Source organism: Xanthomonas sp. 3793 (genome assembly GCF_024806835.1).
Lineage (GTDB): Bacteria > Pseudomonadota > Gammaproteobacteria > Xanthomonadales > Xanthomonadaceae > Xanthomonas > Xanthomonas arboricola_F.
Genome location: NZ_JANTYU010000005.1, coordinates 143,370 through 155,655, shown reverse-complemented (window position 1 = coordinate 155,655; position 12,286 = coordinate 143,370). Strand labels below are relative to the sequence as shown.

The following is a 12,286-nucleotide window of genomic DNA, read 5'->3' as shown; positions in this document are numbered from 1 at the left end:
TGTTCGCCGGTCCGGGCAAGCGATCTTTCATTGAGTGCCAACGCGCAGCTTTGCCTTGCGCGTCAAGCGGTCCGATGCTCGCGTCAGGCGCGTATTCGAGAGCCGCGCTTCATCACCTCCATACTCCCGGAAGCGTATTTTTCAGGGAAATTTTCAGGAGTTCCATCTTGGACAACACCCGTCACCGCGATACGCCTGGAGCCACGGATAGCGCGAGCGTCACGCGCAAGGGCCATGCTCGATCGGTCGCTACCCGCGCGCAGCAATTTCCCTGGTCCGACGCAAGCCTGCCACCTGAGACGCGGGCGTCTCTGGTGGTTCAGGCGATGACCGAAGACGAAAAATTTGCATGGTTGTCCGGGCCAATGGCAATTCCGATTGCGGGCAGCGGCAAGCCGGAAGGTGCGCTCGGATCAGCGGCCTACTACCCGGCAGTGCCGCGTCTGGGGATTCCTGCGCAACAGCAAACCGATGCAAGCCTGGGTGTGGGAAATCTGGCGAATGTGCGTCCTGGCGATAACGCCACGGCGCTTCCATCGTCGTTGTTGCTGGGAGCCACCTTCAATCCCGTCATGGCGCGCGAAACGGGTGCGATGGTCGGGCAGGAAGCCAGGGCCAAGGGCTTCAATGTGCAGTTGGCAGGCGGGGCGAACCTGGTGCGGGAGCCACGCGGTGGACGCAACTTCGAGTATGTCTCCGAAGACCCGCTACTCACCGGTGTGATCGCCGGCAACTCGGTCGCGGGTATTCAGTCGCAAGGGGTGGTGTCCACCGTCAAGCATTTTGCGATCAATCCGCAAGAAACAGGGCGCGTGGTGGTGAGCTCGGACATCGCGGATCAGGCGCTCCATGAGTCGGACCTGCTTGCCTTCAAAATCGCCATCGAGATCGGTGAGCCAGGTGCCGTGATGCCAGGCTACAACCTGGTCAACGGAGAGTGGGCCAGCGAAAATGCTTACCTCATCAACACTGTGTTGAAAGGAGAATGGGGGTATCCGGGTTGGGTGATGTCCGACTGGGGGGCGACCCATTCGGTCGAAAAGGCCGCACTTGCCGGACTGGACGTCCAATCCGGAGCGAACCTGGACCCTGAACCGTATTTCGGCGAGCCGCTGCGAACGTCCGTCGGCAAGGGCCTGGTTCCCCAGCCGCGTATCGACGACATGGTGCATCGTCAGCTGCGAAGCCTCTTCGCTGTGGGGGTCATCGACAATCCGCCCCAGCCTGGCGCTGCAATCGACTACTCCGCGCATCGACTGTTGGCACAGCGGTCTGCCGAGCAGGGCATCGTGTTGCTCAAGAACCAGGCAGATGCACTGCCTCTTGCCAGAGGCGCCAGCCGCATCGTCGTCATTGGCACCCAGGCGGACATCGGTGTCGTGGCAGGGGGCGGCTCGTCTGCCGTCACTCCGGTCGGGAGTGTGACCAAGCCGGGCTTCGAGTTCATGGGAACGGTGATGGAGAAGGTCTACCACCCCAGTTCGGTGTTGCACGCGATCAAGGCCGAAGCGTGTGCGGCGCAGGTCGACTATGTGAGCGCGAACGATGCGGACGCCGCCGTCAAAGCGGCGCACGCTGCCGATGCGGTCATTGTCGTGGCCGAAGAATGGCGCTCGGAAGGTCAGGATGCCCAGGGTCTCTCATTGCCTGATGGGCAGGATGCGTTGATCGGTGCCGTGGCCCAGGCCAATGCAAACACGGTGGTGGTGCTCGTCTCCGGCGGACCGGTCACGATGCCTTGGCTTGCCGACGTCGTTGGCGTGGTCGCAGCGTTCTACCCCGGGCAGGGCGGCGGGGAAGCCATCGCTGGCATCCTGTTTGGCCGCGTCAACCCGTCCGGGCGGCTGCCGATCACCTTCCCACAGCGCGTCGAACAGTTGCCGCACCCTGAGCAGCGAGATCCGGCAACCACGACCTCCAATCCGGGGGAGCCGATCAAGGGTGAGATCTTTCATATGGATTACAACGTCGAGGGCGCGGACGTCGGTTATCGCTGGTTTGCCTCTCGCGGCCTGACCCCCCTGTTTCCGTTCGGATACGGGTTGTCGTATACGCGCTTTGAAACCCATGACCTGCACGTGCGCGATGAAGGTGGCAGGTTCGTGGCGCGGTTTGTCGTCTGCAATTGCGGCGACCTTGCCGGGGCGTATGTGGCGCAGGTGTACGTGGCGGGTGTGGGTGCGATTGAATTTGCGTACCGGCTTGGCGCCTTCGAGCGCGTCGAACTTGCGCCTGGCGAGAGCAGGCAGCTGGAACTGGAAATCGATCCCAGGTTTTTCGCCAGGTTCGATACGACATCGCGTCAGTGGGCGATTGCGCAAGGCACCTACAGCGTGCGCGTAGCGGACAACGCAGCCGATCCAGGGCTGTCGGTTGCGCTGGACGTGGTAGCTCGCACATTCATGCGTTAGCGAACTGTAATGGCTCGCGGTGTTCCGCTCAGGTCATGCGATCAATCAGCGGCTAATGCCGCATCGGGCCCGTCCTCCTCACTAACGGGGGGACGGCGCCTGCCGTTGTAGAACCCGGTCCCATACGTTCCAGCGCGATGGGCGGTGCTGCATGTCAGTCCTACCGGGAGCTCGGGCCGCCCCTGCCAGTGACGTGGTGCCGGCACGCGATGCACACGCAATCAACAAGCTCCCAAGGCGGGAATGGCAAGCTGCAGGCGTCACAGATGGGCCGCGCGACATGGGCTGCAGGCGCGCGTGTTGGGCGTATTGCATCGCCGAGTGGGGGTGTCCGGCAGATCTGCGGCGATGGTCCATCTCTGCATCCATCTGCTCTCGGGACGTTGTAAAGGACGCTTGACACATCGCAGATCTGCGCGCACTCTGCATGTCAAGGAAACTTGACACAGGGTGTGCGGTGAACAACAGCGCAAACATGTCGCCGGTGCAGGCAGTGTCTTGCCGTGCTGCGACGCTTGAGGAATCTGCTTGTGCTGCCGTGCAGTGCGCAGTGTTCCACGCGCAGGCATCCACGTTGCCGCTGGACGCACGATGAGCGCCAAGACAACGGCGTTGCGTGTACTGCCGGTCGGCAGCGTTGTCCTCATATTGCTGGGCGCCTTGCGGCGCTGGCTGCCGTGGCAGGTAAGCGACTACACCCAGGGGCTGCTGATCGGCTGCGGCTTGGGTGGTCTGCTGGTGGCGCTGGTGCTGCACGTCGCAGGCGATAGCCTGCGCGACAGTGCGCCGCCTGCGTTGGTCCGCCGCTACCACATGGAGCTTGCGCCGCCGATGCTGGCCTACGTGGTGGTGATGCTGTGCTGGCGGTATTTGCTGGCCAGCGTGCACGCCAACTGGATCCGGGTTCTGGTCGCGTTGCTGCCTGCATTGCTGCTGATGTTCGTGGTCCGCGCCGTGGCACGTTTTGTGCGCGATTCGGATGAAATGCAGCGTCGCATCGAGCTTGAATCGATCGCCATTGCCGCGGGTCTGGTGAGCTTGGCGTACATGACCGCCGGCTTCCTGGAATCGGCGCAGCTGATTGCGGTGCCGGCATCGGCGGCGATGATCTGGGTGTTTCCGGTGCTGTGCATCACCTATGGCCTGACCAAGGCCATCAATGCACGCCGCTATCAATGAACAGCCGTGTGCGTGCCTTGCGCGAAGCCAGCGGCTGGTCGCAAGGCGAGTTGGCCGAGCAGCTGGGCGTGTCGCGGCAAACCGTCAATGCGTTGGAGACCGGCAAATACGATCCCAGCCTGCCGTTGGCGTTCCGCATCGCACGCCTGTTCGGCGAGCCGATCGAGCACGTGTTTCTTTACGAAGATGGTCAGTAGTTGCGGCGGTCACACGCGACCGTCGGCAACGTCAGGGAATGGGCACCAGGAGAGGATGGACATGCTGAAACAACTGAATGTGGCCGCCGCGGTGCTGGCTGCGCTGCTGGCGGCAGGATGCCAGCGTGCAGAGCTGCCTGCTGCCGGCAATGCCGGCGCATCCAAGCCGGGTGTGGCACAGCCGCACACGACGGACACGCATGAAGGCAGTGCGGCCGGCAATCGTTATGGCCGCCTGCAATTTGCACCGTGCACGCTGAGTTCCGGCAGCGCGGCGGGCAACATCGAAGCGCAATGCGCGCAGTTGCACGTGGCGGAAAATCCGGCCGCGCCGAAGGGGCGGCAGATTGCCTTGAAGATCGCCTGGCTGGAAAGCGACGCCGGTGGCGGCAGCAAACCGGATCCGGTGTTCTTCATCGCCGGCGGGCCGGGGCAATCGGCGACGCAGGTCGCCGCGATCGTGGACATGGGTTTGCATGAGGTACGCAAGCAGCGCGACATCTTCCTGGTCGACCAACGCGGCACCGGCGGTTCGCACCCGCTGGAATGCCGCGATGCGGCCGGCAAGCCGCTGGAAATGGACGGTGGCGCCGCAGCCAGCGTGACCCAGCTCACCGACTACGCGCGGCAGTGCGCAGACGGTTTGCGCAGCGACGCCGACCCGCGTTATTTCACCACCACCGAGGCCATCGCCGATCTGGATGCGGTACGCGCAGCGCTGGGTGTTCAGCAGCTCAACCTGATCGGCGGCTCCTACGGCACGCGCGTGGCACAGCAGTACGCAATGCATTATCCGCAGCACACGCGCAGCGTGGTGCTCGATGGCGTGGCGCCCAACGATCTGGTGATCGGTGGCGAGTTTGCGCGCACCTTCGAAGATGCGATCGCGTTGCAGACCAAGCAATGCGCATCCACGCCGGCATGCGCCAAACGCTTCACGGTCGATACGCGCAGCCAGCTGCGACAGGTGGTCGAGCGCTTGCGCCAGGCGCCGGTGGTCGTGGACTATCGCGACCCGCGCACCGGCGCGCTGCGTCACGAGCAGGTGACCGCCGACACGGTGGTGGGGTTGGCGTTCGGATTTTCGTATGCACCGGAAACCGCGTCGCTGCTGCCGCTGGTGCTGGACGAGGCTGCCGCAGGCCGCTATGCGTCGCTGATGGCATTGGCGCAGATGAGTGCGTCGGGCATGTCCGATCAGATGAATCGCCCGATGCAATGGTCGGTGTTGTGCAGCGAGGACGCCGGGCGCTATCGCGTGCCCACGGACAAGGACGCCACGTTGCTGGGCAACGAGGTGGCCGAGATGTTCTTCGCCCCGTGCAAGGTCTGGCCCTCCAAGCCTGCACCGGCCGATGCCGCCAGGCCGTTCGTATCGACGCTGCCGGTCTTGCTGCTGTCCGGCGAGCTCGATCCGGTGACACCGCCACGCTACGCGCAACGCGTCTTGCAGGGTCTGCCCAACGGCCGCCACATCATCGCGCCCGGGCAGGGGCATGGCGTGTTCCGACTCGGCTGCATGCCCAAGGTGTTGAGCCAGTTCTTGCAGAGTACCGACGCCAAGGCGCTGGATGCCAGCTGTGTGGCCAGCCTCAACAACGTGCCCGCGTTCACCTCGTTCAACGGATGGGAACCATGAGCCGCATCGACCACGCCACGGAGGCGCACGTATGATCGTCGTCGAGAATCTGCACAAGTCGTTCAAGACCAAGACCGGGCTGGTGAAGGCGGTCGATGGGGTCAGTTTCAGCGCTGCCGACGGCCAGATCACCGGGCTGCTCGGTCCCAACGGTGCGGGCAAGACCACCACCTTGCGCATGCTCTACACCTTGATGTCGCCGGACCAGGGGCGCGTCGCCGTGGATGGCGTGGACGCCGCGCACGACCCGGTGACGGTACGCCGTGCACTGGGCGTCTTGCCGGACGCACGCGGTGTGTACAAGCGGTTGAGCGCACGCGAGAACATCGCCTACTTCGGCGAGTTGCACGGCATGTCGCGCAGCCAGATTGCAGAGCGCACGCGGGTATTGTCCAGCGCATTGGACATGGACGACATTCTCGACCGCCAGACCGAAGGGTTCAGCCAGGGGCAGCGCACCAAGACCGCCATTGCACGCGCGCTGGTGCACGACCCGCGCAACGTGATTCTGGACGAGCCCACCAATGGCCTGGACGTGATGACCACGCGCGCGATGCGTGGCTTTCTGCAGCAGCTGCGCGCAGAAGGGCGCTGCGTGATCTTTTCCAGTCACATCATGCAAGAGGTGGCGGCGCTGTGCGACCGCATCGTCATCATCGCCAAGGGCACGGTGGTGGCATCCGGCAGCGCCGACGAACTGCGCGCGGCGACCGGTGAAGACAACCTGGAAGACGCCTTCGTCAAGGCGATCGGCTCGGAAGAAGGACTGCACGCATGAGCAAGCGTTCCCTGTTGGCCACGTTGTGGACGGTGCTGCGCAAGGAACTGCGCGACATCTCGCGCGACCGCCGTACCCTGGCATTGGCGTTGCTGCTCTCGCCGTTGCTGTATCCGATCCTGATCCTGGGCATGGGCGCGCTGAGCGAAAGCCGCGTGCGCACGCAGATCGACAAGCCGCTGGACATCCCCACCCTCGGCCGCGAACACGCTCCCAACCTGGTGCGGTTTCTGGCCGCGCAGGGACTCAACGCGGTGGACGCACCGGCCGATCTGACCGCGGCGATCCGCAACCAGGATGTGGACGTGGCGCTGCGCATCAGCGACAGCTATGCCGACGATTGGCGCGAAGGCCGTCCGGCGCTGGTGGAAATCATCAAGGACAGCACCCGTCGCGAGGCCGACGTGCCCAGCATGCGCCTGCAGGCAGCGCTGAGCGGCTACAGCCAGCAGGTCGGTGCGTTGCGTCTGTTGGCGCGTGGCATCGATGCGCAGGTAGGCCGGCCGCTGGAAATCGCTGCGCAGGACCTGGCCACCGCCGAAGCCAAGCGCGGCCAGATGATGGCGATGCTGTTGCCGGTGTTGCTGGTGATCACCTCGTTTCTGGGTGGCGCCTCGCTGATCCTGGATGCCACTGCCGGCGAGCGCGAACGCCAGTCGCTGGAGCCGTTGCTGGCCACACCGGCGCCGCGCAGTGCGATCGTCAGCGGCAAGATCGTCGCCGCCTGCGTGATCGGCATGGTGTCGTTGTTGCTCACGCTGCTGGCGTTCAAGCTGAGTGCGCAGTTGTCCACCTCGAACCTGGGACGCCAGCTCAATGTCGGTTTTTTGCCGATGCTGCAGATGCTGTTCATCCTGGTGCCGATGCTGTTTATCGGCACCTCGCTGCTGACCTATCTGGCCGCCGCTGCCAAGAGCATGAAGGAAGCGCAGGCGCACATGACCTGGCTGCTGCTGCTGCCGATGCTGCCGGGCTACGCGCTGATGGCGTATCCGCTGAAGACCCAGCTATGGCACTTTGCGGTGCCGTTCCTGGCGCAGAACCAGATGCTGCTGAAGGTGATTCGCCACGAGCAGATCAACGCGCAGACCTGGGCGGTGTATCTGTTGGCGGGCTTCGGTGTGGCCGCAGTGTTGTGGTACGCGGCGGTGCGTCGTTATCACCAGGAGCGGCTGGCGATTTCCGGCTGATGTGTCCTTCTCCCGCCGGGAGAAGGTGGCGCGCAGCGCCGGATGAGTGGACGGATTGCCAATACGAATGCACGGTGACGCATGTTGATGTTGAATGATTGAACGTCCTTGTTGTCTGCTTGGGGCGTGACGTCCACTTGGTCGCCGTATCCTCACCCCAACCCCTCTCCCGCAGGAGAGGGGCTTTACTCCTTCTCCCCTCGGGAGAAGGTGCCCGAAGGGCGGATGAGGGGACGGATGCCCAGCCAACAAAAAGCCCGCATCGCTGCGGGCTTTTTGTTGGGCGCCTGGCATTTGCCAGAAGTGCAGTGCATCAATCGTCAGCAACCATCAATCATCAACTGTCAACAACCAACGCACCAACTCGGCCGCGTGCAGAGCCGCGCAATCGCCCAGCCACCCACTCAACCACCTGGATTGAACGACAACGTACGCCGCGTGGTCACCGGTGCGGCCACCGGCTCGAAGCGCCAGCGCTTGACCGCGTTGAGCGCTTCGCGGTCGAACACGCGCGGCGGGTTGGCGCGCAGCACGCGCGAGGCGGTGATCGAGCCGTCGGTACCGACCGTGAGCTCGACCAGCACTTCGCCCGATGTGCCGGCGCGCAGCGCTTCGGGTGGATAGCGCGGTGCCGGAGTGCTGATCGGACGCAGCGATTGCGCAGCCGGCGCCGCAGCGGCGGCGGCCGCTGCCGGGCGTGGTGCGGCCGGGGTCGGGGCAGGGGCCTCCGCCTGACGGCGGGCGGCGGCCTGGCGCTCGGCTTCGGCGGTCTGCTGGCGGGCGGCTTCCTGCTGGGCGGCAATCTGCTGGGCAGCGGCGGCTTCGCGGGTCTGCTGTTCGGCCAGACGCTTCTGCTCGGCGGCCTGCTTGGCCTTGTCCTCGACCAGCTTCTTGGCCTGCTCGGCGTCCTGCTCGGAGCGGTTGGCGGCGGTCTTCATGCCCGTCTCCAGGCCCGACTTCAGGCGCGGCAGTGCCGGTGCCTTGGGATCGACCTTTTCGATCAGTGCGATCAGGCGCTGCGCCTCTGGAAATTCTTCGCGGCTGATGCCTTGTTCGGCGGCGATCAGCGTGTACGGCAGCAGATCGGTCAGCGCGCTGTTGACGGTGGCGTCCTGCGGCTGCTTCTCGCGCAGGGCCAGGTAGTACTCCACCGCGTTGTCGCCGGCCGGGGCGTACATGCGGTTGTCCTGCAGCGCCTTGGTGGCCGATTCGCGCAACTGGTCGGCGGCCATCGACTGCACCTGTGGCGACACCGCGGTGGCGGGCGTCGGTGCCGCCGGTGCCGACGGCGTGGCGCCGGTGGCAGGCGCGGTGGTGGCGGCCTTGTCTTCCTGCTTGGAGCAGGCAGCCAGGCCAACCAGCAAAATGACCGGCGCGATCCGGCGTGCCATACGGCCCTGTGTCAGATCCAACATGCGTCCCCCTTACCCCGAGTGCGAAAGATAACGTTGCGGCGAGCGCCGGCCATTGTTCCCGCAATGGACGGCAATGCCGCAATCTAGCATTGCTGGGGCGGTGTAAGCCAAGGGTTGCCGCAGCCGGATGCGAAATTTATCCCGCCGGGGCCGCCAGCGCCGCATCCGATGGCATGCGCTGGGCCGGGTCGGGCAGCGGCGGGGCCGGGCAGTGGCGGCGCAGGAAGTCCGCATGCGGCGGCAACGTGGCCACGGTCGCGTCCACGCGCTGGCGGATGCTCTGCAGAAAATGGCTCAGCTCCGCATCGCCCATCAGGTCGGCGACCGGGTGGTGCTGCTGCGGGGTGATGCCCTGGCCCAGCATCACCTGCACCCAGGAGTTCTCCGCAAACAACTCGTTGCCCTGGTGGAACACGCGCCCGCTCTGGCGGAACAGCTCCATGCGGTGGCGCAGCGAGTCGGGAATCTCCATCGCCGCGCAGTCGCGCCAGAACGGCGTGTCGCGACGATCGGTGGCGTGGTAATGCAGGATCACGAAATCGCGGATATGCGAGATCTCGTTGGCCGCCTGGCGGTTGTACTCGGCGATGTCGACCGCGTTGACCACCTGCGGGAAGGTCTGCAGCAAGCGGACGATGCCGCGCTGGATCAGGTGGATATTGGTCGACTCGATCGGCTCCAGAAACCCGCTGGCCAGCCCCAGCGCCACGCAGTTCTTTTCCCATACGCGGTGACGCTGATTGGGGGTGAAGCGCAGCGCCCGCGGTTCGGTCAGCGCGCGCCCCTGCAGGTTGCGCTGCAGCACCGCCCGGGCACTGTCCTGATCGGTATAACGGCTGGAATACACGATGCCGTTGCCCACCCGGTGCTGCAGCGGAATGCGCCACATCCAGCCCGACTGGTCGGCACGCGACCGCGTATAGGTCACCGGCGGGCCCACCGATTCGGTCTGCACCGCCAGCGCGCTGTCGGCAAACAACCAGCGCGACCAATCCTCGCTGCCCACGCCCAGCGTCTTGCCGATCAGCAATCCCGCAAAGCCGGTGCAATCGATGAACAGGTCGCCTTCCACGCTGGTGCCGTCCTGCAGCGTCAGCGCAGTGAGATAACCGCTGTCCGGGTCGGTCTGGACCTGGCCGATGCGCCCTTCGAGACGCTTGACGCCAAAGCCTTCGCTGAAGCGGCGCAGGAAGCGCGCATACAGGCCCGCATCCAGGTGGTAGGCGTAATTCATGCCGCCGTTGGGCAGGTGCGCAAAGCGTCCTTCCTGGGCGGCGCGCAGTTCCAGGCAGTAGTCGCCGAAGTCGCGTGCCACCCCGCGCTGGCGGCCCTTCAACCAGAAATGATGGAACCCCGCGCTCCAGTGATCGGTGCCGGTGTGACCGAAGGAGTGGATGTAGTGCCTGTCCACATCGCGCCAGTGCTCGAAGCCGATGCCGAGCTTGAAGGTGGCCTGGGTGGCGGCCATGAAGGTCGCCTCGTCGATCTCCAGCAGCCGGTGGAAGGTGACCAGGCTGGGGATGGTGGCTTCGCCCACGCCCACCGTGCCGATCTCGTCCGACTCCACCAGGGTGATCTGCAACTGCCGGCCCAGCAGCTTGGACAAGGCCGCGGCAGCCATCCAGCCGGCGGTGCCGCCACCGGCGATGACCACGCGCCGTACCGGGCGCTGCTGGGGGGGCAAGGGGGCGGCGTGCGACATGGTCAGTCCTTCAGCGGTTCAAGCGTTGCAGCAGGCGCGCACGCAGGCTGCGGGCGCGGTTGTCGTCCATCGGGGCCAGCACACCGCGCGCTGCGTCGGGCACATGCGCGGCAGTGTCGGCATCGGCGTCGAACACGTAATGCCGGAACACCTCCTGCCAGGTGGCGCGTTGCTCGGCCGGCAGGTCGCGGACGGTCAGCAAGGCCAGCATCAGTGCGTTCATCGGCGAATCCATGTAGGCCGGGCTTTGTCGCCACCAGAAATTAACCAGCACGTTGAAGCTCTCCAGCGCCTGGACGTGGTGCCACCACATGCTGGGAATGAACAGCGCATCGCCCGGTTCCAGCTCGGCCACCAGCGCCTGCTGCAGCGCCTGCGCATAGCGCGGAAAGCGCTGCAGATCCGGTGCGGCGATATCCACCAGGCTGACCGGCTGCCCGGCCGGGGTCAGATCCAGCGGGCCGATGTACAGATTGCGCAACTGCTCGGGCGGAAACAGCGTGAAGCGGCGGCGCCCGGCGACCACGCAGGCCAGGTTGTCCGGCAGATCCTGATGCGCGGCGATACGGGTGCGGTTGCCGATCCAGATGCTGGCCAGCGGCTCGGCCTGCGGCAGCGCGATGGGATTGGCCGCACGCAGGCCGGGCAGGTAGGTGTCCAGCGTGGTGGAGCCGACATAGATCGCCGGCGGCTGCGCGTTGTGCAGGTCGCGCAACAAGGTGTCCAGCACCACCGCCAGCGGCACGCGCTCGGGGCGGAAATTGAAGCCGCTCATGTCCGGGTTATAGAAGAACCGCCCGTCGATCTCCGGCGGCCCGACCTGCGCCACCACTGCCTCGCCGCGATCGAACCCACGCAGGTACGCAGCGGCCGCCTGCGCGGATTGCGCACCGGCGCGAGCCAGCGGCCAGTCGCGCACCAGCCCGCGCAACACCAGCGGCGTGGTCGAGCGCAGCAGCGCCGGATCCAGCTGCTGCGGGTCCAGGCCGTGGCGCTCGTCGATGGCGCGCGGCTCAGCGGGCATGGCGGCGATTCAGGCGTTCGAGCAGGGGGCGGAATTGCGCCACCGAGGCCACCGCCATGTATAGCGGCTCCAGATCGCCATGCCGGTGCAGGTCCAGCAGCGCGGTCTTGCCGAGCGCGCGCAGGCGTTCTTCGTGCACGGTGTGCAGACCGGCCAGCCGGCAGTCCAGGCCGTTGTCGAGCGTGGCTTCGAACACGAACGGTTCCAGCAACTCGTAGCGCAACAGGCGCTCGACGAAGGCATCGCTCGCCGCCAGCCCGTCGTGCAGCGTGCGCAGCAATTGGCTGATGTGATACAGGAAATCGGTGGTGCCGCCGTGTTCGCGGAACAGTAGCTCGCCTTCCTGGGTGCTGACGCGCGGGCTGTCCAGATCCACGTGCACCATCGGCCCTTCCGGTTGCTGGCCGATCAGGAACGGTTGGCGCTGAATCGCCAGCGGGACATACGGCGCATCCCAGCGCGCGCCATCCAGAAACAGGTTCTCGCCCAGGCGCAATCCCAGCAGGGCCAGCGGCTGAAAACGCCCGCTATCGCTGCGGTGGAACACGATCGGGTACTGGCCCTGCAGCTGGCGGAATTCCTGCGGAAACGTCGCCGCCGACATCACGTCATCGCCATAGGCGGCGCCATGGGCGGTGATCACGCGCAGATCGCGGTGATCGAGATTGTTCAACAACACGGCATTGGTCATGGGGGTCGCCACATCACGCGGGGGCGCGTGGCCCATGCTTGGACAGTTACCCCTCGCGCG

General features: G+C 65.5%; 10 protein-coding genes. 6 read left to right on the top strand and 4 right to left on the bottom strand.

The features are described 5' to 3' along the window. Positions 1–167 precede the first annotated feature (167 nt). The 6 genes from FHY18_RS17355 (at position 168) to FHY18_RS17330 (ending at position 7,394) form a co-directional block, all read left to right on the top strand. Positions 168–2,411, top strand: coding sequence for a glycoside hydrolase family 3 protein (locus FHY18_RS17355; protein WP_259157308.1), 2,244 nt, complete (start codon positions 168–170; stop codon positions 2,409–2,411). 591 nt (positions 2,412–3,002) lie between these two features. Beyond that, positions 3,003–3,590: a hypothetical protein gene (locus tag FHY18_RS17350; RefSeq protein WP_259157306.1), complete on the top strand. Its 588-nt coding sequence runs from the start codon at positions 3,003–3,005 to the stop codon at positions 3,588–3,590. Next, on the top strand, positions 3,587–3,787 hold the full coding sequence (locus FHY18_RS17345) for a helix-turn-helix transcriptional regulator (RefSeq protein WP_259157304.1): 201 nt from the start codon (positions 3,587–3,589) through the stop codon (positions 3,785–3,787). The genes FHY18_RS17350 and FHY18_RS17345 overlap by 4 nt, the downstream gene beginning before the upstream one ends. A 55-nt stretch (positions 3,788–3,842) precedes the next feature. After that, positions 3,843–5,426 (top strand): alpha/beta hydrolase, encoded by a 1,584-nt coding sequence (locus FHY18_RS17340; RefSeq protein WP_259157302.1) that lies wholly within the window; start codon positions 3,843–3,845, stop codon positions 5,424–5,426. Between the two features lie 31 nt (positions 5,427–5,457). Continuing rightward, on the top strand, positions 5,458–6,204 hold the full coding sequence (locus FHY18_RS17335; RefSeq protein WP_259157300.1) for an ATP-binding cassette domain-containing protein: 747 nt from the start codon (positions 5,458–5,460) through the stop codon (positions 6,202–6,204). Continuing rightward, a complete protein-coding gene (locus FHY18_RS17330) occupies positions 6,201–7,394 on the top strand; it encodes an ABC transporter permease (protein WP_259157299.1) in 1,194 nt (397 codons plus the stop codon). The genes FHY18_RS17335 and FHY18_RS17330 overlap by 4 nt, the downstream gene beginning before the upstream one ends. A gap of 404 nt (positions 7,395–7,798) precedes the next feature. On the opposite strand, the gene FHY18_RS17325 is transcribed toward FHY18_RS17330, so the two are convergent. From FHY18_RS17325 to FHY18_RS17310, 4 genes are all read right to left on the bottom strand, one after another. After that, positions 7,799–8,809, bottom strand: a complete 1,011-nt coding sequence (locus FHY18_RS17325) for an energy transducer TonB (RefSeq protein ID WP_259157298.1) — start codon at positions 8,807–8,809, stop codon at positions 7,799–7,801. 136 nt (positions 8,810–8,945) lie between these two features. Further along, positions 8,946–10,511 carry a tryptophan halogenase family protein gene (locus tag FHY18_RS17320; protein ID WP_259157297.1) on the bottom strand — a complete coding sequence of 522 codons (1,566 nt, stop codon included), beginning with the start codon at positions 10,509–10,511 and terminating at the stop codon, positions 8,946–8,948. 10 nt (positions 10,512–10,521) lie between these two features. Continuing rightward, positions 10,522–11,535 (bottom strand): cupin-like domain-containing protein, encoded by a 1,014-nt coding sequence (locus FHY18_RS17315; protein ID WP_259157295.1) that lies wholly within the window; start codon positions 11,533–11,535, stop codon positions 10,522–10,524. Next, a complete protein-coding gene (locus FHY18_RS17310; RefSeq protein ID WP_259157294.1) occupies positions 11,525–12,226 on the bottom strand; it encodes a SapC family protein in 702 nt (233 codons plus the stop codon). Before FHY18_RS17310 ends, FHY18_RS17315 begins: the two co-directional genes overlap by 11 nt. Between the last annotated feature and the right edge of the window lie 60 nt (positions 12,227–12,286).